Below are 25193 nucleotides of genomic sequence, written 5' to 3'. Positions count from 1 at the left end.
GAAGAAGGGGGAGATCTGATGGGAAAGTCTACTGGATTCATGGAGTATGAGCGTCAATCTATACCTGAACGCGATCCTTCAACACGAACAAAAGATTGGGAAGATTACACGCTTCCCCTCTCAGAAGAAGAGGTCCAAAAGCAAGGAGCCCGCTGCATGGACTGCGGCGTTCCTACTTGCCATTCAGGAATGGAGGTCAATGGGATGACAACGGGGTGCCCCGTTTATCACCTTATTCCTGAATGGAACGATCTCGTTTACAGAGGTCAATGGAAGGAAGCTTTAGAAAAAGAACATGAAATGAATAACTTTCCGGAATTCACAGGTTTCGCCTGCCCTGCCCCATGTGAAGGTGCATGTGTATTAGGCATCAATGAACCTCCTGTAGCGATCAGAAGCGTGGAGCGTTCGATTATTGAGAAAGGGTTCGACGAAGGCTGGGTCAAACCGGAACCACCTGCCTACCGGACAGGAAGAAGCGTGGCTGTCGTAGGTTCAGGACCAGCTGGTCTGGCTGCAGCCGCCCAATTGAACAAAGCCGGACACTGGGTTACCGTGTATGAGCGCAACGACCGTGTTGGGGGTCTGTTGACTTATGGCATACCGGAAATGAAACTTCCTTACAATATCGTGGAGCGACGGGTGAACATTTTGAAAGAAGAAGGCATCCGTTTCCTTACAAATACAGAAGTGGGGAGAGACTACCCTGTTTCTCGATTGAATGAAGAATATGATACGGTAATCCTTTGTGGCGGAGCAACCACGCCTCGTAATCTGGAAGTCCAGGGCCGCAATTTGAAGGGCATCCACTATGCAATGGATTTCCTCCATGCGAATACAAAGAGTCTTCTTGATTCAGGTCATGAAGATGACAACTATATCAGTGCTAAAGATAAGAACGTGATCGTTATCGGTGGTGGAGACACAGGTACAGACTGTATGTCCACATCCATGCGTCACGAATGTAAGAGCCTTGTTCAATTTGATATTTACGATAAAAAAGGGTCAACACGCGACAATGAAACAAATCCATGGCCGCAATACCCGATTATCCATCGGATGGAGTACGGCCAGAAAGAAGCGGAAGCAAGGTTCGGTAAAGACCCTCGTGCCTACGCAGTCATGACGAAAAAGTTCGTCGGTGACGAAAAAAACCGTATCAAAGAAGTACACACGATTGATGTCGCGCTTTCTTATGATGAAAAAGGCAACAAAGTCCGTACAGAAATCCCGGGTACGGAAAAGGTCTGGGAAGCAGATCTTGTTCTACTTGCAATTGGTTTCAGTGGGCCTGAGCAAGACTTAATTGAAAAATTGGGTGTTGAAACGACTGTCCGTTCGAATATAGCTGCACAATATGGAAAGTACACGACTAATGTCGAGGGCGTATTTGCAGCAGGAGATATGCGCCGCGGCCAAAGCTTGATCGTGTGGGCGATCAACGAAGGCCGTGAAGTTGCACGAGAATGTGATCGTTATATGATGGGCAGTACTCAGCTCCCGTAAACTCAAATTGCTAAAATAGGGTGGAGTTTCAGCGCCAGCCTGATTAATCGAGTGGAAAATCTTTGCGATTTTCCACTCGGTTTTTTGTTTGGAATAATAGAATATATAATTTTGCTTCTGAAGTTCCTCTGCGTCTCTTGTGGAAAGAAATGTTCTGCCATTTTCCACTAAATATCGGGGGACATGGCACTTCCCCCTTTTGTCCTTAAATTTTCTTCCAAGTCCATCCTCTGAAGAGTTTATTTTGTCGAATGCCTGGGTACATAAATTGTAATGTTTATTTTTTACTTAATATTCTAAAGTTCAGATTCAGAGGAGGAGCTCAATGAGTAAGGACAAGTCAAAGAAAGATGAGCAACTGGAGCAGTACCGAGTGGATGACACTGACAAACATACGACAACGAACCAGGGATTGAAAGTGTCCGAAGATGAATTTTCCCTGAAAGCAGGGGAAAGAGGTCCGACGTTGATGGAGGACTTTCATTTTCGTGAAAAAATGACCCACTTTGACCATGAACGTATTCCTGAACGAATCGTCCATGCGCGAGGATTCGCAGCCCACGGTGAATTTGAATTGTACAAATCCTTAGAGAAATATACGAAAGCTGACTTTTTAACAGATACATCAAAGAAGACTTCTACTTTTGTAAGGTTTTCGACCGTGGCGGGTTCCAAAGGTTCATCAGAAACGGTGCGTGATGTCCGCGGTTTCTCTACGAAGTTTTATACAGAAGAAGGGAACTATGATCTTGTTGGAAATAACATCCCGGTCTTTTTCATCCAGGATGCCATCAAATTCCCTGATTTAGTGCATGCGCTGAAACCTGAGCCACATAACGGCATGCCGCAAGCAGCTTCTGCCCACGATACTTTCTGGGATTTCATCGCCAATAACCAGGAATCTGCTCATATGGTGATGTGGGCGATGTCCGATCGTGCGATACCTAGAAGCTTCCGTATGATGGAAGGGTTCGGTGTGCATACGTTCCGTCTCGTTAACGCAGAAGGCAAGTCCCATTTCGTAAAATTCCATTGGAAACCTGTGCTTGGCACCCATTCTCTTGTTTGGGATGAAGCTCAGAAGGTCTCTGGTAAAGATGCGGATTTCCACCGTGGAGATTTGTATAACTCGATAGAAGATGGCGACTATCCAGAATATGAACTGGGAATCCAAGTCATTCCGGAAGAAGAAGAGTTCAAATTTGATTTTGACGTGCTCGATCCAACTAAAGTGTGGCCGGAAGAGGACGTCCCGGTAGAAATCGTCGGTAAAATGACCCTGAATAGAAATGTTGATAATGTATTTGCCGAAACAGAACAAGTGGCCTTCCATCCTGGTCATGTAGTTCCTGGTATCGACTTTACAAATGATCCATTATTGCAGGGGCGTTTATTCTCTTATACTGATACACAGCTGATTCGTCTTGGTGGACCGAACTTCCATGAGCTTCCTATTAACCGCCCTGTCTGCCCATTTTTCAATAACCAGCGAGACGGTTATGGCCGTCAGACCATCAACCCTAGTCAAGTGAGTTATCATAAAAACTCACTGGCAGGCAACACACCACAACCTGCCAGAGAAGAAGAAGGCGGATATAAACACTATCAAGAGAAAGTAGAAGGGCACAAAGTCCGTGCCCGCAGTGAAAGCTTCAAAGATCACTTTTCTCAGGCGGCATTGTTCTGGAACAGTATGAGTGATCACGAGAAGGATCACTTGATTCAAGCGTTCAGTTTTGAATTAGGTAAAGTTGAAAGTGTAGCCGTTCGTGAGCAAATCGTCGAGATGTTCTCTAATGTAAGCTTGGAGCTCACTCAAGCCTTTGCCGAAAACATCGGTGTGACACCGCCTAAAAATGGTGGTTCAGATGTAACGAAGTCTTCTCCTGCTCTAAGTCAGGCGAATACCAAACATTCACCGAATACAAGGAAAGTCGGTCTGATTCTGGCTGATGGTTACAATGGAAAAGATGTCCAGGAAAACCTTGATCACTTCGCTTCTCAAGGAATCGCGGTAGAAGTAATCAGTGATAAACAAGGCACAGTGCAAGGGGATGACAACTCCGAAATGACCGTGGATCATACATTCTTGACGACAGACTCTGTATTGTATGATGCTCTATATGCTGTCGGAGGAAAAGAACAGGACAAAGCTTTCAAGAAGAAGGCTTCTTACTTCCTTAATGAAGCTTTCACCCACTTTAAGCCGATTGGTGCTACGCACGAAGGTGTACATTGGCTTAAGGAAAATGAATTGAATGGCAATAGTGGTGTCGTTTCTGGTGAAAATGCAGATGACTTTGCTGGAGAGTTTGTGGAAGCAGTTGCTGCACACCGCCACTGGGATCGTAAAGTCATGTAAATAACTTCAATAAAAACCGGCCTTGCTCTTGCAAGGCCGGTTTTTTGAAGACTTAATTCCAATCTGAAGTGTGAGGAAGGGCTCCGGGAAACAATTCGCTTTCCGTGGGCGTGCGCTGAGGCCGTGCCCGCGGCAAGCATCCACCCACAAGCGATTCGTGAGAAGCAACAACAAACTTTAACAGCTCCTCTCCATTAAAGAGGGTTTTTCATCTGCCTCTGCTTTAGCTCGATGAGGCTTGCTGTCCTCTCCGCGGATAGTGATCCATTTAAGACCCCATTTCTCAACGCATAAGTAACTTTAAACCTATCTTAAAAAATGGAGCAAAGTATAAGGAATAAGAACGATTTATCGAATAGATTGTTTAAATACACGAAACATAAGGGAAAGGAAGAATAAATCAACTAAACAGAGAGGTGATCCCATGATACGTACAATCTTAATGATCATTGGTTTAATCGTCGTGATCGGATTCATTATTTCATTACTATAACTTAAAACGATTTAAACAGCTCACCTCGTCCAAGGGTGAGTTTTTTATTATTGCACTATATGAAACCTCTTCTTTCAAGACGGTTCTGCTTTTATTTTGTATAATGAATGTAAATCAAGTCGAGGAGGCATAACATGAAAGATGCGATTGCATTACATAAAGATGAGTTCCTTGAAGAGCTGAAACAATATTTAAGCATCCCCAGTATCTCCTCTCTATCCAAGTATAAAGAGGATGTACAGCATGCCGCTGAGTGGACGGCAAAGGCATTAACAAGCGCCGGGATGGAGAATGTGGATGTTATCCCAACAGAAGGACATCCAATCGTTTACGGTGATTGGCTGCACGCTGAAGGCAAGCCTACCGTCCTTATTTATGGTCATTATGACGTCCAGCCTGAAGATCCCCTTGATTTATGGGAAACACCACCGTTTGAACCTGTAATTCGTGATGGGAAAATTTTCGCCAGAGGGGCGACAGATGATAAAGGGCAATTATATATACACATCAAGGCTGTCGATTTATTAATGAAGCAAGAGGGAGAATTACCTGTCAACGTGAAGTTTGTCATTGAAGGGGAAGAGGAAATTGCCAGCCCTAACCTCGGCCCTTTTATTAAAGAGAATGAAGAGAAACTTGCTTGTGACGCTGTCGTTATCAGTGATACCTCTTTCATTGAAAAGGGACAACCTGCTATTTGCACGTCGCTGCGTGGTGCACTTGCTATGGAACTTACGGTAAAAACAGCGAATACAGATCTGCACTCAGGAACATATGGAGGAGGCGTGCCGAACTCGATCCACGGACTTGTCCAACTGCTTGATTCGCTGCACATGGAAAACGGTCGTATTGCAGTAGAAGGATTTTACGAGGGTGTACCGGAGCCGACTGAAGAATTGAGGTCAGAAATGGCAGAAATCCCTTTCAATCAAACGAGAACAAAAAAAGATTTGGAACTGGAAGATTTATTCGGTGAGGAAGGTTTTTCATTCCAGGAACGTGTCGGCATCCGGCCAACTCTTGAAATCAATGGCATCACAGGCGGTTTTCAAGGGGAAGGATTGAAAACCATTGTTCCGAAAGAAGCGAGTGCGAAAATCAGCTGCCGTTTAGTCGGCAGCCAGAAACCAGAGGCAGTTTTTGAAGCAATCGAACGTCATATCGAGGCATACAAACCTGTCGGATGCAGGGTCAGCCTGCATCAGTTTATCAAAGCAGATCCGGTAGCAATCGACTCTAAGCACCCACTTATTCAAGCTGCTGCATCCGCTTATGAAGAAGTGTATGATGTGCGGCCATTATTCCCGAAAGAAGGCGGCTCGATTCCAATCGTTGAAGTGTTCGGGCGTGTGCTGAAAGCCCCTGTCGTTCTGATGGGTTTTGGATTACCTACAGAGAACTTACATGCCCCAAATGAACATTTCCACATTGAAAACTTCACGCAAGGCATTGAAACGGTGTGTCAGTATTTCAAGAAAATATAAGAAAAAGCTGAGATCTTCTTAAAGTGGGTCTCAGCTTTTTTGTGAATACATATCTTCAATCACAGACCTTATGAATGGAGCTTTCTTTTCTGTGTACAGAGAGCGGTCTTCTTGATGGGAATGGGCCAGCTGGCGTTTAAGGGCTTCATACTCTTTTGCTTTCTCTGGTTGTGTGCGTAAATAATCACGAAAAGCCAGTTTCTCTGTCCATTCTGTTCCATGGATTTCACAAATATGGAGGTGAAAAGTGCCGTATCCTTTAGGGCCTTTACGAAAAAATTTACGCTCTTTCCATTCTGGCTTGGGTACATATTCATAACCGATGCTGGATAAAGGCTCCAAGTATTCAGAGAATTTATATAGTTCCGGGATGCCCACAAGGATATCAATGATAGGTTTAGCAGTGAGGTTTGGGATGGAAGTGCTGCCGATATGTTCAATCCTTTTCTTATCATCCATCAAAACCTGCCGGATTCTTTTATACTCTTCTTTATAAACCAACGGCCATGCGGGGTCGTAATGATGTAATTGGACACGAGATTTACTCATCATCAACCTCCTCCTTCCAATTCTTTAGGTGCTCCTCACAAGAGAAGCAGATCAGTGTGCGGTCCTCATTTATGACACCTTCCAAAAAACCGTTCTTGCAATAAATATCATCTGCGCAATTCACACATACACCTACCCATTCTTTCATATACGCATCTTCCTTTCACTGAAAAGAGTGTCCTTTGATTTTGTCTTTTTTTGTCAAAAATTGAGAAGGAAGTGTTAGAATAATAGGAAGTGAAACAATTTTCTAGGAGGTCAATAAATGGAACGATTACAATCAAGACCAAAATCATTCGGAGAAGTATTGGATACTACGTTCAGTATATCAAAAAAACACTTTGCACCATTATTTCTCATTTTATTAATACTTCTGGGACCGCTCTACATCTTGAATTATTTATTTATGGCATTAAGTGGCGTAAGTATTTTCGGAAGGCAGACAGATGGCGGTTTCGGTGAAGGGATCATGGATAATTTGGATACAGCAGCAGCGACACAGGAGATTGTCGGTTCAAACATGGGTCCAGGCGGAGAAATCCTTTATATGCTGCTATCTTCGGTCCTTGCTCTCGTTGTCTACCCGATGGCTCAGGCTTCAATCATTGTAGCGACAAGTAAGGTGCTGAAAGGCGAGGAGTGGGGAAAAAAACAAGCTGTAAAAGGGGCCTTCTCAAGGTTCTGGCCGCTTGTCGGCAGCTCTGCACTTCTTGGACTGATTTTAGGCGGTAGCTTCTTCATTGGTTTTTTGATTCTCGGCATTAGTGGCGGCATGAGTTTCGCTACTGCAGGGGCAGGTCATGGACTCTTTATGTCCATCATTCTTGCGGTCCTGCTTTTAGCTGCTCTGGCTTTCCTGGCGACAAAGTGGAGTATGTTCTTCGCATCTGTCGTCTTTCAAAAAGTAGCCCCAGGGCTCTCAAAAAGCTGGCAGCTGACAAAAGGGCGTTTCTGGTCGACACTTGGTCTGTTCGTCGTGTTCTTTATCATCATCATGCTTCTTACATCGATTATTGAAGGTCTATCCGTGTTTTTACTCGGAGGAAGCATTCTTGGAAGAATTGTGACCGATGTGTCTACAGTAATTACGACACTTTTCCTCATGGTAGGATATACGGTCATGTACTTTGACTTGAAAACAAGAAATGAAGCGGATGACTTGGAAGAGATGGTTGCTTCTTATAAAGAGTCGTAATCGACCGAAGACTTAGTCCAGATGGTAGGTGAATTCAGTGTATTCTTCCAATGAGGATAAAGAGCAGTTGAGAGAAATTCTTGAACAACAAGAATACCAGGCTTATGAACAAGACTCATCCCGTTTCACTGATCGTTTGCTTGATGTCATCGCTGACTGGCTGATGGAAGCATTCAATACCTTTTTTCCGAATTGGGAAGTAACAGAGTGATTGATTTGCCTGGTTTAGGAAATAGCAAAGGTATTGATGGGAAAATCACTTCAGTGCATCTAGCAAACTGGGTAAAAGAGTATATGGAACAAAATCATATAGAAAAGGCTGATTTAATAGGTCATTCCTTAGGTGAGGCCATATTATTATCCTTTGCGGTTCATTACCCTGACAAAGTGAATAAACTGGTTTTGCTAGACCAGGGACACAAACCATTTCCTAGAATCCCGAAGTCAGAATTCGGGCCATTCGCTTATATATTTCCGCTAATAAATGTATGTGTAAAGATATTCAGAAAACCTTTTTTGATTAAATTGGCGCCTTTATTTATTCAGGGTAATGAACAGGAGGTAGACTTTGAAGATGATGTGAAGCGCTTTTGTGAACGTATGGGTATTGAAGAAAATGAATATGTCAGGATGGCAATAAAACAACAAGCTGAATTCTCTGTGGAAGGTTTAAATCTAATGTTTGGGTACTATAATCTTAATCTTCCCAAACTGTTAAAGTCGATAAAGGTTCCAACTTATTTAATCTATGGAACATTTGAAAATATCAATGAAAAAGAGCACAGACATACTGAGCACTACATACAAAAATTAAAGAGACATAGTCTTCCAATCACATATCATCAAGTAAATGGCGGTCATTATGTCCATTGGAATAAAGAATTTTCATTGTACGATTTGTTAGAGTTCTTAACAAATACTTCTTAAGATAACAGGTATTGAAAATGTCTCGATTTTGAGCCAAGTCTTGGAAGTCTTCAATGGAAATGATATTAAATGCAATGAGCCCTTCCTTAACAGTTACTGGTTGTTACTTTCAACCGGCTTTGACTATTACATATCGTTCCTTACCCAAGATCTTCAGTCATAGACTGAACCTTAGTTGAATCGTTTACTTGGGCAGCTAAAAGGGAAAACTTTTATAGTTATTATAGACCAAGGAGGCCAATCATGGAGACAATGGAAGAACTGAAAAAACGATTACGGAAAATGACTATAAAAGAGATCTTCGACCATTACGAAGGAGAAATACTCGGACTTGACCATCACAAACGTTCCCTTAAATACAATAAAATGTTGAAGAACCCATTCCAATTTTTCAGGGGAAGCGCCTATCTGTTCTATTACGATGTTTCCAGGATGCCGATTACCTATCATACACCTGAAGATAAACCGACGTGGATTCAGGGGGACTTGCATTTCGATAATTTCGGAGGTTTACAAAACGAACAAGGCGAGATGGTGTTCGACTCGAACGACTTTGATGAAGGCTATCTAGGTTCTTACCTGTACGATGTGTGCCGTATGACAACGTCGATCGGGCTGTACGCGGAGCAGCTCGAATACGGAGAAGAGGATCAGGAGGCTTTTATTGACACTTATTTACGTGCCTATCATCATCAGCTTGGGGAATTCGTAGAGCGCGGCGGGGATCCCTCCACCCTTTTGTTTAAGAAAGACAATACGGGCGGACCGGTGGCAAACACACTGGGAAACCTCGAAAACCGGGAAGTGACAGAAAAGTTGAATCAGATGACTAAGGTAGAGGATGGAGAGCGGCACTTTAAAATAGAAGGGCAGCTCGAGCGGTTATCCGAGGAGGAAAGGCAAGGACTTGAAGAAGCCTGGCCGAAGTATATCCAGTCATTAAACGAAAATAAAGACTCATCAGGAGATTACTTTGCTATTAAGGATGCTGTGAAGCTGGAGGGCGCCGGGACTGGATCCATTGGACTGATGCGTTTCTTCATTCTGGTGGAAGGATCTGGCGAGGGGCATACGGATGATGTGATCCTTGAGGCAAAGGAAGCCCGTTATCCAGCGACAGGGCATTACTTTTCTTATGATGACCTGTTTCAATCCGAAGAGGGTCTGCACCATGGCCGCCGGGTGATTCAGACTCAGAAGGCTATGCACTATCTGCAGGATCCTTATCTTGGCTTCTTTTCGATTGGCGATCATCACTTTTATGTGAGGGAGTCGACTGCTTTTGAAGAAGAGGTGGACCCGGAACAGCTGCTTGATAGAGACAGCATGCTTGCGACCGTGGAAACGATGGGGAAAGTAACAGCGAAAATTCACGCGCGGGCAGATTCCGATGTGGATGCTTCTCTTCCACATGAAAGTGAAGTCGAAATTCTGAAAGCGATCGGCAATCTGGACCGATTCGTGGACGATCTTACCCGGCTGGGAATGTTCTATAAGCACCGGGTAGAGGAGGATTTTCAGTTGTTCACTGAGTGGCTGGAAGAAGAGTTCCAAAAAAGGGAAGAGTAACAGAAGGAGGACGGTCCACTTCGGGCGGTCCTTTTTTATAAGGTCATCGTACGTCAGACTGGAGACAGAAATCAAAATTACTGTTGATGATATAATAGAAAAACAATTAATTAAAACACCTAACAAAGGAGGGTGTAACATGACCAAACATAGGATCTATACAATGAGTGTCGCAAGTGTCTATCCCCATTATGTTACGAAGGCGGAAAAAAAGGGGCGGACGAAAACAGAAGTCGATGAAATCATCCGTTGGTTGACAGGATATACCCAGGAAGAGATGGAAACTCAATTGGAAAAACAGACAGACTTTGAGACCTTCTTTGCGGAATCTCCCCGAATGAATCCTTCGCGGAACATGATTAAAGGGGTGATCTGCGGTGTACGGGTGGAAGATATTGAAGAACCAACAATGCAGGAAATTCGCTATTTGGATAAGATGATCGATGAGTTAGCAAAAGGAAAAGCGATGGAGAAGATTTTACGTAAATAATATAATTTGGACCTGACCCTCACTAATCTGATGCTTATAGTGCAACAGGGGTCAGGCCTGATAAAGAATTCATTAAGCTTCATTGTATGATTAAGGTAAACTAAAAAGGTTTAATTAATCTATCTTACCTTAAAGGTAGACGGGAATCCTTTCATTCTCTTGGGATTATTCACCCAACCGCAGCATTCCTTTGAAAGTTTTGGCATATTGATCGGTAGCAATAATCGCATCAGCCACTTCTTCAGCAGTTACTGAAAAAGCCTGGTGGATAGTTTCTCCGTCGGCTGTTGCTGTGTCGGCTACTTTGAGAATATCTTCTTTGGAGACATCTTTCAGTTTTATATCTTCCAGGGTGATTGGTAGATCAAGGCTTGTATATAATGCCATATATTGTTCCATTACTTCTTGAGAATGTTCTTCCATTGTTAATTGAACAAGGGTGCCGAAAGCTACTTTCTCTCCATGTGTGAGGTGGTGGATGTCACCTTCCAGCGCGGTGAAGCCATTATGAATAGCGTGGGCAGCACCTAGTCCGCCACTTTCAAAGCCAAGACCGCTGAGAAGAGTGTTTGCTTCAATCACATTTTCAAGAGCAGGTGTTACTACTCCTCGTTCGTTCGATTGATAAGCAAGTAATGCATAATCAAATAGTACTTCTTCACATTTTTCTGCTATCGCCTGGGCAGCGAGTGTTGTTTGTCCTCCTGCCATCGTATTACCGCTATTGTTCACAACACTTTTCACCTCTACGAATGTAGCGAGTGCATCGGCAATACCGGAAGCTAAGAACCGCGGAGGAGCTTCTGCAATGATTTTGGAATCCAGCAATACAAAATCTGGATTCTTGTCATAGAAACGATAGGATTCAAACACGCCTTCATCTGAATAAACAACGGAAAGCGCGCTGGTAGGTGCGTCTGTAGAAGCCGTTGTTGGAATGATTACCGTGTAACCTTGAACTTCATCAGAAACTGCTTTTGCAGTATCCAGCGTTTTTCCTCCCCCAACACCAATGACAATGGAAGCTTCTGTCTCTTTTGCTATATCAGCAATTCGAGCCATTTCTGATGGAGAAGCTTCGCCATTGAATACCACATTCTTCGTATTGATGTTTGCTTCGTTCAGATAAGATACGACATCATCGCCTGCAATTTTCCATACGGTTTCGTCTGCAATGACAACAGCAGTCTCACCAATACCTTCTAAATGTTGTCCAATCTTATGGACAGCGTTTCTTCCTTGGACATATTTTGCCGGGCTTATATATACACGTTCTTTCATTTTTAATTCATTCCTTTCATGTTCTATTATGGTTGTACTTTTCCCTCGTGTTTAGGAATGTTAAACAAATAGGAACAAAAAAGAGAGATTCCCTGTTTTAAAGCTCTTTCAGATTTTATGATTTTCTTTTTTTCATCGCTTTTAATAGATAGCCGCCTTTAAACTTGCGTGGCTCATAAGAAATGATAAAGGCATTAGGGTCGTATTCTTCAATTATTCTAGTCACCTTCTCTTCCAAGATTCTTTTTGTCAGAATCTGAAGTTGATAACGGGCACCATCTTTCCCCATTCCTTCGAATACAGTTACGCCGTACCCATTGTTACGAAGAGTCCAGACAAGTTCAGTATTATTATTCATTAAGTTGACAGTAAGAGTTGTATATCCAATAGCCAATTTATTTTCAATATAATTCCCTAGAAATATCCCTGCTGCAAACCCTAAGGCATAGACAAGCATCTCTGGAATACTTTGTTCGCCGCTTAGGACGATGGATAAACCGAACACATAAATCAATGCTTCTATAAATCCGAAAATAGCAGCAAATACACTCATGTTTTTAACGACAAAAATGATACGAAGCGATAAGGTCGGCACTAAAATGATTTGTAATAAGAAAATTAATAGGATATTCGCCATTTGAAAACCTTCTTTCTGAAGTGAGTAGTTCTTTCTATGAATCCCTTATATATTTAAAAAAATATTAAACTAATCTACGGCTTTTTTCTTATAAAGCAGTAAGGTTCCAATCCGGCTGTAAATCTGTTTAGAGGTAAAATATTCCCGTACTTTTCCAACAATAAACTGGATGATGGATAGGCTCTCAGGATTAACTTCTTAACATACGCAATAGCTCAGTGAACATAGTTTGTGATAAATCAAGGGAAGGGAGGTGCGCAAATGAATAGCTGTAAGTTTGATGAATTTATTAAGATTGCACAAAAACTAAATGATATTGATGTCATTCCGTTGTTAATGGGATCGGTTGGGCTGGAAGTCATTACAGGTGAAAGTTGGAATGCAGAAGACATAGACATCCATGTACCTGGGGATAAGAGAGGCTGGGAAGTACCGCCTGAATTGTCTATACATAACTGGATGGATATAGTGAAACTCATGAACTTAATGGGATATAAGTTAATTGATTTACATGAACATGAGTTTTCAAAAGGAGGGTTATCTGTTGAGTTTGGTATTATTGACACATTACCGACTTTTGCGGGAGTGCAATTGAAAGATTTAGAAATGCAGCAACAGGGCAGCGTCAAGTATTATTTACTGAACCATGAACAATATTTATGTGTATATGAAGGTTCTTCAAAAGATAGTTATCGAGCAGATCAAAACAATCATAAAGATTTAAGAAAAATAGATTTTTTGAAAAAAACAGGAAGTAAGGACTGAATTGCTCCTGTTTTATTTGTGCTAACAAATACTTGCTTCCGAATTCAATGGGAGTTAAAAAGGAAAAACCAGCTGAGCTAAGTGCTCAGCTGGTTTCTTGGTTTAATTTATGTAGTTGTATTCAAAGAATCATAGATGTATTGCTTTAATCAATAAACTGTGTTAAATTTAGTTATTGACTTCTTTTTATTTAAAATAAAATATAAATCATCTCTTTTATAATTATAATACAAATTTACCCTGGAGTCAAACCCAAATTCTTGTCTTTTAAGGAGTGGTTGATCTGAACAAAGAAATGCGGAAAGAGCAAGCATATTTGGATAATGTGATGGAAACCATTGCAAAGCAAATAAACGAGGTTGAAGCAGATACTGAAAAGCGCAAAGAAGATGTTATCAATATCCGCAGGCATTTTTGGGATGATTTGAAAATTAATATGGATACGTTCGATGATTACCTTGAGACGATTATCGGGATGAGACAACAGGCACAGGATTTGTCAGTAAGCCAGGGCACGCATAGGCATGCTTTTAATAGGCTTTCAAGGCTTAAACGGATTGAGAAGGTCCCATATTTCGGACGGATAGATTTCGCTGAAGAGGGGACCGATGATACGGAGCAGATCCATATCGGCGTTTCTATGCTTACTGATGAAACAAACGAAAACATTCTTATCTATGATTGGAGAGCTCCCATTTCAAGTGTTTATTATGACTATCCTCCTGGCCCGGCGGAATATTCTACACCTGGTGGGATCATCCGGGGAGACCTTGAAAAGAAATTGCAGTATAACATCAGCAATGGTGTGATTGAATCAATGTTCGATACTAGTCTTACTATCGGAGACGAGATTCTGCAGGGAGTGCTTGGCAAAGGGTCTAATAAATATATGCATAGTATCGTAGCAACTATTCAAAGGGAACAAAATAAAATAATCCGCAACGTTCGTGGAAGTCTTTTAATTGTCCAGGGGGCTGCGGGGAGTGGCAAAACCTCAGCTGCTCTCCAGAGAATTGCTTATATTCTTTATAAGTACCGGGAAACTTTGAAGGCAAATCAAATCATTTTATTTTCACCTAACAACATGTTCAGCAGCTATGTATCACATGTATTACCAGAACTTGGCGAAGAGAATATGCAGCAGGAAACCTTTCAAGATTATCTGGAATACAGGCTGGGCAAGTCATTCAATGTGGAGGACCCTTATGACCAGCTGGAATATTTACTTAATGCTGCTGATGATCCTTTTTATAAAACTAGAAAAGCCAGTATTCAACTTAAAGCTTCATCCAGCTTCTTTGAAGCGATCAACAGGTATAGAGAATCATTAGAGACTTCTGGCATGATATTTAAAGGTATAAAGTTCCGTGGGCATACGCTCATCTCATCGAAACAAATCACCGAAATTTTTTATAGTAAAGATACATCACTTCGATTTCTTAATAGAATTGAGAAGTTGAAAGAGTGGTTAATCAGGGAGATTGATAAGATTGAAAAAACGGAGCTGAGTAAGCCCTGGGTCCAAGGAGAAATCGAGTTACTCAGTAAAGAAGAGCTTCAGAAGGTTTATACTCAATTAGAGAAAACAGAAGAATTTAATGAAGATTCCTTTAATTTCTATGAAAAACAGCACAAGGTTCTTGCCCGGATGATCGTACGCAGGAAGTTGAAGCCTTTACGCAAAAGGGTAGAAGCTCTTCAGTTTATTAATATTAAAAGATTATACAAGCAGCTATTTGAAAATTCTATGAGCACCAAGTTATGGAATGAGGGAGAGGTTCCTGACGGATGGGGAGAGGTATGCGTTCTGACAAGGAAAATGCTTGAGGAAGGCAGTCTTTTTCAAGAGGATGCTACCCCGTATTTGCTGCTGAAGGAACTTATTCAAGGTTTCCAGTCAAATACTGCTATTAAACATGTACTTGTAGATGAAGCACAGGACTATTCTGTCTTTCAATTCGAGTTTTTAAAAAGGTTATTTCCTGCTGCCAGGATGACCGTCCTGGGTGACTTTAACCAGGCGATATTCGCTCACGCGGATAATTTTGAGGATTTCCATGCTCTTACCAGCTTATATGGGCAAAGTGAAACGGAAAGTATCGTATTAGACCGCAGTTACAGATCTACCAGGCAAATTATTGATTTTACACGTCAACTTATTCCTGAAGGGGAGCAAATCAAAGCTTTTGACCGGGAGGGAGAGAAACCGGCACTCACCAAGCTGGCGGACCATGCTGAATTACACGAAGAAATCATAGCTGAAATCGAGTACTTGCAAAACAGTGGAGACCATACGATCGCTGTGATTTGTAAAACAGCTGCAGAAAGTTCATCTGCCTATCAAGCTCTTCGTGCCGTAAGAGATCTTAAGCTTGTTAAGAAGAACACGGGGGAGTACCAACAAGGGGTTATAGTCATTCCTGCTTATCTGGCAAAAGGGATCGAATTTGATGCTGTCATCATTTATGATGCCTCAAATCAGGTTTATGGAGAGGAAAATTTGCGCCGATTGTTTTATACGGCGTGTACCAGAGCGATGCATCACTTGCAAATATATAGTGTAGGCGAGCCGAGTTACTTTTTAGATAACGTTGGAGCTGAAGAATTATTGGAAACTGAGGGTTAAGAATGTCGTGCAGGGACGGCTATTTCTACAGGGCGCTTATTCAGAAGAGGCGACAAAGAGAGTGGCACGCAAAACTTAATGAGTAACATCCATTGGAAATCGTGGAACGCGAGAATTAAAACTCGTCCTTAGGCTTTGGTCTGTGGGCGGGTTTTTTTAATGTTTTGTGATTTTCCCTGGGAGAACAAATTATGATATTCATCATGTGAAATACCTGATGTTCATGACTAAAATACTTGCTCCGACCTCAGTAAACTTAAGGTATAAATTTAAATGAGGTGACTTTAAATGAAAAAAAGTTTAATTGTCGGGATGACTATCGGAATTTTGTGCGGTGCAGCAGCCCTGATCACAGAGTATATGATCGGTTGGGTAACTGGCCTCTGGTTCGAGGAATTAAATTTTGTCTCAATTATGCTATCCAGCCTTCTTGTGAATTTAGCCGGTGCCTTTATTTTTAAAAGGCTGGACCGGAAAACATCGAGAGCCTTTTTGTATTATGGATTGGTTGTTGCCGGCGTCACTGGCCTTCTCACAATAAATGTTATCGTAAACCCACCACAGGAGCAATTCGGCGTCGCAGATCATCCAGTCCATATCGTTGTAGCTCTCCTTTCATTCTGGCTGATTCCGAAATGGATGAGAAAAGAAAAGCCGGTCTTGCAGGAAAATCCACAGGCAAAGGTAAATTAATGGTTAAGGAGTATTTGCAGAATTTTGGGAGGATAAAAGGAGGATATCAAAAATGAAACGCTCAACAACTATGCTGATGGCAGCTCTTATCCTTCCAGGAATCTATTCATTATTCGGTCCCTATAATTGGGCGTGGGCTGGAAGTTTAGGGTTGTTTATCCTATTGGCCGCCTGTTATTGGCTAAGCATCAAGTATCACTCGTCAAGAAAGCTTTTCATTTCCATTCAAGTGGGAATCGCAGCTGTCATCGGTGCCTTATATTCACCCTGGAATCTTGTGCTTGGATTTTACCCTGCGATGGTGGCTGGGATTTTTCTGTCGCAGAAATCTATCCGGGTTTTCACAGGACTGGCAAGTGTCAGCTTTGCTGCTTCGGTATTTTTTTATTATGAAATGCAGCAACAGGAATGGCAGTTTTATTGGGTACCACTTGTCATCACCGTTCTGTTTCTCCCTTTTGTAGTGAAAATATATCACAGATCAATGATCATGAACCAAGAACTGAAGGTCGCCAACGAAGAGATTACCTACTTGATAAAAAATGAAGAGCGCCAAAGGATTTCAAGGGATCTGCATGATTCTGTCGGTCATACGCTCTCATTGATAACGTTGAAAAGTGAACTTATGGAAAGGCTCATACGGGAACATCCCGAAGAAGCGATCGAAGAAGCAAATGCAATTCAGGAGATTTCACGCTCCGTCTTACTTCAAGTCCGGCAGCTCATCAGCGATATGCAGTCAGTAGATATCGAGGAAGAGCTAGAGCATGCAGTAGATGTTTTTAGTTGGGCGGACATCGCTTTTCATCGGAAGATCGATTGTGCGTTTGAAAAGATCCCCCCCATCACGAGAAATATCCTCGGCATGTGCCTACGGGAATGTATCACAAACGTTTTAAAACACAGTGGAGCAAAAACGTGTACAGTAACTCTTCATGGCAACGGCCGGGAGTATATTCTGATAATAGAAGATGATGGAAAAGGGATGTCGCTTCACAACGAACATCAAAAGAATTTCGGAAGTGGAATTGTGGGTATGAAAGAGCGTCTCCTGTTAATTGGCGGGACGTTGCACATTGATTCCGCAGAAGGGACAGATGTAACGATTACTGTGCCGAAAATGGGATAAGGAGGGGTGTTGGATGAGAATCGTCATTGCAGAAGACCAGGGGATGCTGCGTGGAGCGATCAGTCGATTGCTGGGTATGGAGAAGGATATTCAAGTGGTCGGTGAAGCTGCTAACGGCGAAGAGGCTGTCGAAATCATTCAGAGATTACAACCTGATATTGCTATACTGGATATTGAAATGCCTCATTTAAGCGGCCTGGAGGTAGCGGAGCACCTTCAAAAAAGCAACTCTACCTGCCTGGTCGCGATAGTCACTACATTTGCAAGGAGCGGCTATCTTCAAAAAGCAGTCAAAGCAGGGGCTCGAGGCTATTTATTAAAAGACACCCCTGTATCACATCTGGCTGAATCATTAAGAAAAATATATAGCGGTCAAAGGGTGTTCAGTCCTCAACTGACTTTTTCATTTATAGAGGAAACGAATCCGCTGACCAAGCGTGAAATAGAAATATTACAATGCCTCAAAAGAGGAGACTCGGTCAAAGACATGAACCAGTCCCTCTACTTATCTGAAGGAACGATACGTAATTATATATCAGAGATTATTCAAAAGCTTGAGGCAAAAAACCGGATTGAGGCTGTCACAATCGCCGAGGAAAAAGGTTGGTTGTGAACAAACTCTAAATACTTGGTAGGAGATGAGTAGATGAAAGCATTATTCTTTTTGTACGAAGGGTATGTGGATTGGGAAATCAGCCCTTTATCGTATATGTTAAATATCTCAGGTGTTGAAGTTGAAACGGTGGCATTATGTGAGGAAGTCACTCACAAGGGAAATTTCAGAGTGAAGGCAGATATGGGAATTGAAGCATGTGACCCTGCTGACTACGAAATTTTGATTATACCAGGTGGTGAACCGGCACCCTTTGATAAAGAGGAACGATTATTGAATCTTATAAAAAGTTTTGATGAACAAGGTAAAATAATCGCAGCCATTTGCGGAGGGCCAACCTTCCTGGCAGCGGCAGATGTTCTTCGTGAAAGAAAATATTCAACATCCATTGACGACGATCCTGAGTATTTCAGCTATTTCAATGAAGATAACATGAGTGAAAGTGATGTAACGGTAAGCGAAAATATAATTACCGCTGAAGGAAATGCTTATATTGAATTTGCTATTGCTGTTGGAAAAGTGTTGAACATATTTGAAGACAGGGAAGACGAATTAGAAACGGTCCTGTTCTTTAAGAATCAGTTAAGAGGATAATGGCAGGGAGCAGGGAAAAAGAATTCTCCACTAGAAAACTCGAACTCGTTCGGGTTTTCTTAATGAAGCCATAAATGCATACGCCGCTCCGGCAACATACTTGAGGCCACTGAAAAACACTTTTCAATCTAGAGGAACTGTTAAAGTTTGTTGTTGCTTCTCACGAATCGCTTGTCGGTGGATGCTTGCCGCGGGCACGGCCTCAGCTAACTTGGTCAAGAAGATCACTTGACCAAGTGGATCTTCGACTCGTGCTTTTCCCGCAGGCGTCACCACCGAACGCTCATCGTGGAATCAACGAGGCCTATCTAAAAAGAGTGATTTTCTTTGGTTTATATATGTCTCATCGAAGTAAAGAAGCCGAGTTGAACGATAAAATCGTCCTGCCCGGCCTTTTTTGATGTATAACTCAGAAAGTTGCAGTTCTTCAGTAGCCTCAATATACTTCACTTTCAGCGGAGATGGCCATCTTCCGGGGGCTTTCGCTCGTGCTGTTCCCCTCAGGAGGAGTCTACGTATGTTGCCTACGCTCCAATTGATCCATTCTACTTTATTGTTCGTCTTTTCCAGTCCCAGTTATCGTTTTGTCCCAATCTCCTGATTTAATTCCTTTTTTTTATAATAATGAAAGCCACACAGAACCATTACCAATTGGCTCTGTTTTTTTAATTCGAGCTCATATACATCATCAAGATCCATTAACTCACCACCATCAAAAATAGATGGAGTTGATTTCCCACCGATAGCTATTAGAGCTAAGACAAGACTGTTTTCATCAATCAGCTGTTGTCTTAATAAAGGCGCCGTTGATACCACCTCCGCCGCTCAGACCCAATCTTTTGAATCCCATCTATAGACGAAAATACATTTAAGACTACTTCTGATCGATTCATTTTCACCCCTTCTCATTTCGGTTATTTATAATTATGGAGGATGCGGAAAATTTTCGTCAGTTTTTTTCTGAAAAAGGTCCTTAAACATAAAATGTTGGGAACGTCGATCATGGCTATTAGTCGTTAAGGTAGTACCAACTTTTTTCATATTTGAGATTTAATGAATCGGCAAATGTAAATGAAAATTCTATAAATGCTGAACCTCTTGCTGTTATCACGTATTCATCAACAACGATCGGGGAATTCATATAACTTTCTTCCTTAAATGTACCTAAGAATGTTCTTTGTTCTGCTGTTAATCCTGTGGTGTATTTCTTACCATCCAGTACGCCACTGATGGACAATAAATAAGGAGCGCTGGAAATTGCAGCAATGATTTTGTTTTGATCATTCATTTTATTTATGAAGGAAGCAAGGGCATCGTGGTTGATCAGGTGTGCAAAATCATCGACCCCAGGAAGGACAATACTATCTAATCTATTTATATCTATCTCACTAATATTTGCTTCAGGTATGCAAGGTAAACCTGAATCGCCCCTAACCACTTGATCGTCTAAACCAATATAAATAGCTTGTTCTCTTCCTTGCTTTAATACGGATAATAGAACCGATAATTCATACTCACTAAATCTAGGGTAAAGTAATATTCCTGTATAAGTGATTTTATCCATTCCTTTCCACCTTCATTTCTAATTGCTTTTTTCACGGTCTAGGTAATTATAAAATTCCAGCCTGTAAGTTTCATGTGTTTCGTGAGTCCCATCCGGCTCCTCGCTTACTCCGCGTAACCTTGGCCCCACACGAGACGGGGCGTCCGGTGTTGCAAGTAGCCGAACTTCACCTTGCCCTTTGCTGTGGCAAAGAGCTTCACGACTGGGTTTGGGCGATCAAGGCGCTTCCGATTTTGATGTAGATAACCACAATGCCAGGGCTATCATTATTCCCCCGGTAATACGATCTAAATTTTGTTTTACTCTCCCGCTTAACCCGATGGTTTTAAGTTTGCCTCCTATTGTTGCATATATAGTCGCACAAATGAATTCAATCAATATATAAACTGCACCTACCACGAGGATTTGTCCCCCGGCAGCCACTGTGTCTGAGGATATGAATTGGGGAAGGAAGACAGTGAACAATATCAAAGCCTTAGGGTTTGCGGCAGCCACCATGAACTCTTGCTTCGCATAATGCCAAGCACTTCTTGAGCCCCCCTGTTTCTCACTGCCACTCATTTGTTCATCTTCGTACTCTTTTTTACTGGATAAGGTCGTTTTTATACCGAGCCAGCCCAAATAGAGGACACCTGCCCATTTAATAATAGTAAAGATCAGGGTGGAAGTCTGAAGAATTGCATGAAGTCCTAAAGAGACGGCAATCACCATTAATGCAAAAGCGGTAAATCTCCCTGTGACCGCTATGATAGCTGTTGTTGCTCCTTTTCTTAAACCATTCCTAAGAGAAAGGATCTGATTTGCTCCAGGTACGGAAGCCATGAGAAATGCTGCAGGTATAAGAGAAGCCCACTGAATACCGGAGAGTAGATGGTTAAATTCAAAGGCTGTATTGTTCATACTAACCACAAATAATGTGAACAAAAGTATGAAAACCGGTATATAAATGTATTTTCTTTTCATAAAATCCCTCCTGCTTTTTCTTTAAAGATAACACAGAGGACAGGTTATTGATGGTGCTCCTCCCTTATTGAAAATCTTTCACTCTCCTTTGCCGTTGAAATCCACCTTGTATTCATCCCATATCCATTTTTTTGAAGAGGAGGAATCAGGGGTATTTGTAAGGAATTATCGATATTTAAGAGAATTTGCAAAAATATATTTACAACAGTCGAAAATTTGGTATTATATATAAGGATTTACTGATTTATAAAGAATATAAATGGGAAAGGAGATCAAGCTTATGCTTACATCTCTGTATTTGATGTCTCTGACTGTTTTGCTTACGTTTCTAGTATTATATGCGATTGACAACATCGTCAGCCGTTTCAAAAAGATCAATAACCATACCATTCAGCCAGAGCAAGTCCCTGCCGAAGTTGAATTCAGCCACCATACTTTTAAATAAACCGTAATTGCATCAGAGTGGTCCTGGTCTTCCAGGGCTGCTTTTTTTATTTGCCCCATCCTATGCTGCAAGAGAGAATGGGCCATCACCACTTGCTTTGTCGGAGGATGGTCTGGGAGTTTTGCACGTTTATTCGTTATAGAGGAATACAAAATTCCAGTGCTGTGACTAAGCCAGTATCTTGGATGCCGGTTGCTTCAAACATCCTGAAAACTGCATACCAGAATCATGCTTAAGTTGGTCGGCATGATTCTGGTATGCAGTTTTGTTAAGATTCGATAAGAGTGTTGAGCGTTTTGTTAGGGTAGGGAATGTGGTAAAATAGATATGTTTACATACAAGAAGATTATCGCAGTAAAGCGATCCAAATAAAATTTTCAGTGAAAGTATTACATTTTTGAGGGAAAAGGGGATTTTTCATGGAAAACAAAGCGGTTGTTCTAGGGGCGAACTATTATATAGGACTCAGTACGATCAGGTGTTTAGGGATTCATGACGTCCATGTGGCAGCTGTCGATTATGCGTGGGAAGACTCTTATGGGTTAGAGTCCAAGTATTGTTCGGAAGCCTTGATCGGGTCTCATTATAAAGAAGATCCAGAAGGTTTAGTCACCTTTCTGATCGATTATGCAAAGAAACAAGACAGCCCACCCGTGCTTATTCCGACGGCAGACCCATATGTGGAATTCGTTGATGATCATTTGCCTGAATTACGGGAACATTTCCTTATTCCTCAACAAGAGCAAGGACTATATACTAAAATAATGGACAAAGGTACTCTGCATACGCTCGCTTCAGAGCATGGAGTGGCTGTGCCGGAAACCGTAAATGTGGATGATGAAAATTTCATTCAAAAGGTTGAAAGTGAAATTCAATACCCTTGTTTAGTCAAACCGGTCGATTCCCCGGCATTTGTGGCTAAATTCAGAAGCAAGCTCTTCAAAGTTCATACTCAAGAAGAGTTATTGGAAAAAGTGAATCAAGCGAAAGAAGCGGATATAGAGGTCATCGTCCAAAGGATCATTCCTGGTTTTGATGATCATATGTACACCTTTGATGCTTATTTAGATCAAGATTCAAAGGTTACACACTGGGTCACATGCCAGAAACTCCGCCAATTCCCAGTCAATTATGGAGCTTCTGTGTACACTCAACAAAAATATGTGCCAGAGTTATTTGAACTTGGCGCTAAGTTCCTTGAAGGTATTCAATATAAAGGCTTTGCTGAAATCGAATTTAAAAAAGACGCCGAAACAGGACGCTACTATTTAATCGAAATCAATGTAAGAATTACAAACTTGAATCACTTGCTGCAAAAAACAGGGATCAACATTCCTTATATCACTTACCGTGAACTTACAGGGAATCCGTTAGATCCTAAAGCAGTGAAAGAGGATATGAATCTTGTTTTTTGGTATGCATACGAAGATTTGTTAGCTGTTAGAGAGTATATCAAAACGGGACAACTCTCACCTCAAAAGGTCATCAAATCTTATTTCCGCCCGAAAGCCCATGCGATTTGGGATCCGAAAGACCCGAAACCAGCTGTTGCATTCGGCAAGAAATTGGCAGGCTTAGTAGTAGGGAAAGTCACTGGACGAAGCTGACAGTTTGCAGAGATGAGGACTGGAATATCTCCGTTAGACCGCAGAAAATGCTAACCAATAGACGAAATAGTATGATTGAAGAAGCTAAGGACGGAATAGGGTTAAATCAATTGCAGGGAAGGTAGATGAGAATGGTCAAATTAACAGAATTACTAGCATCCATACATGTATTAGAAGCATGGAACGATAAGGATCTAGATATCCACGGGCTTGCTTACAACTCAAGAAATGTAAGGCAAGGGGATGTGTTCGTCTGCATAAAAGGGTTTAAAACAGACGGACATGCTTATATTGCTGAAGCAGTGGAAAATGGAGCTGCAGCGATTGTAGTGGAGGACTACCAGGAAGGTTGGGATAATCTTCCACAGTACCGCGTTTCAGACAGCCGTCAATCATTGGCAGCTATGAGTGATGCTTACTATAACCATCCTTCCCAATCCCTGAAAACAATTGGGATTACGGCTACTAATGGTAAAACAACTACATCTTTCATGACAGATGCCATTCTAGAAGAACATAACCTGAAAACAGGCTTGATCGGGACGGTTTTGGTCAAGTATGGCAATTATTCAGAGCCTACAAAGTTGACGACACCTGAATCGCTGGACCTGCATCATTATTTCGCCCGGATGAGGGATCAGGACGTCTCTCATGTCACAATGGAAGTTTCCTCTTCAGCTTTAGACTTAAGTCGTGTCGGCAGTGTGGACTTTGATATTGTGACCTTGAACAATATCAGTCGCGAACACATCGACCTTCACGGTTCATTTGAAGAATATTTCAATAGCAAAGCAAGCCTGATCAGAAATGCCGGGGCTGATAAATGGGCGATTTTGAATTTGGATGATGCCTACTCCGCTTCATTGATTGAAGAAACGAAAGCCAAGTTACTCACCTTTAGTGTGGAGACTGGAGACGGTGATCTCATTTGTAAAGACTTGGATCTTTCTACAGGACGGGCGAAATTCAAAGTGGAAATTCGCAAACCATTTGAGGCGGGGAACACCGCATATGAGCCTCAGGAATTTACCATTGAACTCTCAACGCCTGGCTACCATTCCGTTTATAATTCAATGGTCGCCATTGCTGCGGGCCTTTTGAATGAGGTGCCGATCCAGACTATTCAAAAAGGGTTGAAGGGTTTCGGGGGAGTCGAACGCCGGTTCGAAATGGTCTTTGAAGATGACTTCAAAATCCTTGATGACCACTTTGCCAACTATGGAAATATCAATGTGACATTGAGTACCCTTGAACAAATGGATTATGCTAACCTGAAGCTGGTTTATGCTATCCGCGGCAGTCGTGGAGTCACAGTGAACAGGGAGAACGCCAAGGCAATTGTCGAGTGGGCACCGAAGCTTGGTCTTACAGAAGTGATTGCAACTGTCAGTCATTCCCATGTATCTGAAAAAGATGCCGTAAAAGAAGAAGAACTGCGGGTTTTCCAGGAAATGATGGGAGAGGCTGGCATTCGTGTCGATCTGTATAAGGAATTAGATGATGCGATCCATCATGCCTTATCTGAAGTTGAAAAAGAGGACGTCGTCTTGTTAGCCGGATGCCAGGGGATGGACCCCGGTGCCCAAATCGCGCTTGAACAGTTGAACAAAACGAGACCGGAAATGGATGAAGAAAAGCTTTTCAAGCCATTGAAAAACAGAGTGGCGGGAATACTATAATACATCTATAGAATAGGGTTCG

24 protein-coding genes are annotated in these 25193 nt (G+C 42.0%); 17 read left to right on the top strand and 7 right to left on the bottom strand.

The window, feature by feature from the left end:
- The first annotated feature begins 18 nt into the window (after positions 1-18).
- The 3 genes from ACTWPX_RS01965 to ACTWPX_RS01955 all read left to right on the top strand — a co-directional run bounded on the left by ACTWPX_RS01965 (position 19) and on the right by ACTWPX_RS01955 (position 5845).
- On the top strand, positions 19-1506 hold the full coding sequence (locus ACTWPX_RS01965; protein ID WP_443118287.1) for a glutamate synthase subunit beta: 1488 nt from the start codon (positions 19-21) through the stop codon (positions 1504-1506).
- 325 nt (positions 1507-1831) lie between these two features.
- A complete protein-coding gene (locus ACTWPX_RS01960) occupies positions 1832-3868 on the top strand; it encodes a catalase (RefSeq protein ID WP_443118286.1) in 2037 nt (678 codons plus the stop codon).
- 627 nt (positions 3869-4495) lie between these two features.
- Entirely contained in the window at positions 4496-5845 is a 1350-nt protein-coding gene (locus tag ACTWPX_RS01955; RefSeq protein ID WP_443118285.1) for a dipeptidase, read from the top strand.
- A gap of 30 nt (positions 5846-5875) precedes the next feature.
- Here the strand turns inward: ACTWPX_RS01955 and ACTWPX_RS01950 are convergent, their stop codons facing one another.
- Positions 5876-6394, bottom strand: a complete 519-nt coding sequence (locus tag ACTWPX_RS01950) for a GrpB family protein (protein WP_443118284.1) — start codon at positions 6392-6394, stop codon at positions 5876-5878.
- Positions 6395-6659: 265 nt separating this feature from the next.
- Here ACTWPX_RS01950 and ACTWPX_RS01945 point away from each other — a divergent pair, with 265 nt between their 5' ends.
- The 5 genes from ACTWPX_RS01945 (at position 6660) to ACTWPX_RS01925 (ending at position 10575) form a co-directional block, all read left to right on the top strand.
- Positions 6660-7589 (top strand): hypothetical protein, encoded by a 930-nt coding sequence (locus ACTWPX_RS01945; RefSeq protein WP_443118283.1) that lies wholly within the window; start codon positions 6660-6662, stop codon positions 7587-7589.
- A gap of 37 nt (positions 7590-7626) precedes the next feature.
- Positions 7627-7800 carry a hypothetical protein gene (locus tag ACTWPX_RS01940; RefSeq protein WP_443118282.1) on the top strand — a complete coding sequence of 58 codons (174 nt, stop codon included), beginning with the start codon at positions 7627-7629 and terminating at the stop codon, positions 7798-7800.
- Positions 7797-8516, top strand: coding sequence for an alpha/beta hydrolase (locus ACTWPX_RS01935; protein WP_443118281.1), 720 nt, complete (start codon positions 7797-7799; stop codon positions 8514-8516). Before ACTWPX_RS01940 ends, ACTWPX_RS01935 begins: the two co-directional genes overlap by 4 nt.
- A 243-nt stretch (positions 8517-8759) precedes the next feature.
- A complete protein-coding gene (locus tag ACTWPX_RS01930; RefSeq protein WP_443118280.1) occupies positions 8760-10085 on the top strand; it encodes a DUF2252 domain-containing protein in 1326 nt (441 codons plus the stop codon).
- Positions 10086-10224: 139 nt separating this feature from the next.
- Positions 10225-10575, top strand: coding sequence for a DUF2200 domain-containing protein (locus ACTWPX_RS01925; protein WP_443118279.1), 351 nt, complete (start codon positions 10225-10227; stop codon positions 10573-10575).
- Between the two features lie 165 nt (positions 10576-10740).
- Here the strand turns inward: ACTWPX_RS01925 and ACTWPX_RS01920 are convergent, their stop codons facing one another.
- Positions 10741-11856, bottom strand: a complete 1116-nt coding sequence (locus ACTWPX_RS01920) for a glycerol dehydrogenase (RefSeq protein ID WP_443118278.1) — start codon at positions 11854-11856, stop codon at positions 10741-10743.
- A 115-nt stretch (positions 11857-11971) separates the two neighbouring features.
- A complete protein-coding gene (locus ACTWPX_RS01915; protein ID WP_443118277.1) occupies positions 11972-12493 on the bottom strand; it encodes a DUF2179 domain-containing protein in 522 nt (173 codons plus the stop codon).
- A gap of 261 nt (positions 12494-12754) precedes the next feature.
- Between ACTWPX_RS01915 and ACTWPX_RS01910 the strand changes: the two genes are divergently transcribed.
- From ACTWPX_RS01910 to ACTWPX_RS01885, 6 genes are all read left to right on the top strand, one after another.
- Positions 12755-13258, top strand: a complete 504-nt coding sequence (locus ACTWPX_RS01910) for a phosphoribosylanthranilate isomerase (protein ID WP_443118276.1) — start codon at positions 12755-12757, stop codon at positions 13256-13258.
- A 283-nt stretch (positions 13259-13541) separates the two neighbouring features.
- Positions 13542-15884, top strand: coding sequence for an RNA polymerase recycling motor HelD (gene helD, locus ACTWPX_RS01905; RefSeq protein ID WP_443118489.1), 2343 nt, complete (start codon positions 13542-13544; stop codon positions 15882-15884).
- Between the two features lie 288 nt (positions 15885-16172).
- Positions 16173-16577 carry a hypothetical protein gene (locus tag ACTWPX_RS01900; RefSeq protein ID WP_443118275.1) on the top strand — a complete coding sequence of 135 codons (405 nt, stop codon included), beginning with the start codon at positions 16173-16175 and terminating at the stop codon, positions 16575-16577.
- 52 nt (positions 16578-16629) lie between these two features.
- The gene (locus tag ACTWPX_RS01895) at positions 16630-17706 is read left to right on the top strand and encodes a sensor histidine kinase (RefSeq protein WP_443118274.1); all 1077 of its coding nucleotides are present in this window, start codon (positions 16630-16632) and stop codon (positions 17704-17706) included.
- A gap of 13 nt (positions 17707-17719) precedes the next feature.
- A complete protein-coding gene (locus tag ACTWPX_RS01890) occupies positions 17720-18319 on the top strand; it encodes a response regulator transcription factor (RefSeq protein WP_443118273.1) in 600 nt (199 codons plus the stop codon).
- A 33-nt stretch (positions 18320-18352) separates the two neighbouring features.
- Entirely contained in the window at positions 18353-18913 is a 561-nt protein-coding gene (locus ACTWPX_RS01885; RefSeq protein ID WP_443118272.1) for a DJ-1/PfpI family protein, read from the top strand.
- 123 nt (positions 18914-19036) lie between these two features.
- On the opposite strand, the gene ACTWPX_RS01880 is transcribed toward ACTWPX_RS01885, so the two are convergent.
- The 4 genes from ACTWPX_RS01880 to ACTWPX_RS01865 all read right to left on the bottom strand — a co-directional run bounded on the left by ACTWPX_RS01880 (position 19037) and on the right by ACTWPX_RS01865 (position 21440).
- Positions 19037-19189, bottom strand: a complete 153-nt coding sequence (locus ACTWPX_RS01880) for a hypothetical protein (protein ID WP_164908481.1) — start codon at positions 19187-19189, stop codon at positions 19037-19039.
- Positions 19190-19489: 300 nt separating this feature from the next.
- Positions 19490-19729 (bottom strand): hypothetical protein, encoded by a 240-nt coding sequence (locus ACTWPX_RS01875; protein ID WP_443118271.1) that lies wholly within the window; start codon positions 19727-19729, stop codon positions 19490-19492.
- Between the two features lie 193 nt (positions 19730-19922).
- Complete coding sequence (locus ACTWPX_RS01870; protein WP_443118270.1) at positions 19923-20477, bottom strand: DJ-1/PfpI family protein; 555 nt, start codon at positions 20475-20477, stop codon at positions 19923-19925.
- A 216-nt stretch (positions 20478-20693) separates the two neighbouring features.
- A complete protein-coding gene (locus tag ACTWPX_RS01865) occupies positions 20694-21440 on the bottom strand; it encodes a LysE family translocator (RefSeq protein ID WP_443118269.1) in 747 nt (248 codons plus the stop codon).
- A gap of 280 nt (positions 21441-21720) precedes the next feature.
- On the opposite strand from ACTWPX_RS01865, the gene ACTWPX_RS01860 reads away from it, so the two are divergent.
- The 3 genes from ACTWPX_RS01860 (at position 21721) to ACTWPX_RS01850 (ending at position 25171) form a co-directional block, all read left to right on the top strand.
- Positions 21721-21885 carry a hypothetical protein gene (locus ACTWPX_RS01860; RefSeq protein WP_164908554.1) on the top strand — a complete coding sequence of 55 codons (165 nt, stop codon included), beginning with the start codon at positions 21721-21723 and terminating at the stop codon, positions 21883-21885.
- Positions 21886-22304: 419 nt separating this feature from the next.
- Positions 22305-23492: a carboxylate--amine ligase gene (locus ACTWPX_RS01855; RefSeq protein WP_443118268.1), complete on the top strand. Its 1188-nt coding sequence runs from the start codon at positions 22305-22307 to the stop codon at positions 23490-23492.
- A gap of 131 nt (positions 23493-23623) precedes the next feature.
- Positions 23624-25171: a Mur ligase family protein gene (locus tag ACTWPX_RS01850; RefSeq protein ID WP_443118267.1), complete on the top strand. Its 1548-nt coding sequence runs from the start codon at positions 23624-23626 to the stop codon at positions 25169-25171.
- Positions 25172-25193: the final 22 nt, after the last annotated feature.

The sequence above is a fragment of the Halobacillus sp. H74 genome (assembly GCF_052246715.1).
Taxonomy (GTDB): Bacteria; Bacillota; Bacilli; order Bacillales; family Halobacillaceae; genus Halobacillus; species Halobacillus litoralis_A.
The sequence above is the reverse complement of the archived record's forward strand: the minus strand, read 5'-3'. Positions and strand labels throughout refer to the sequence as shown.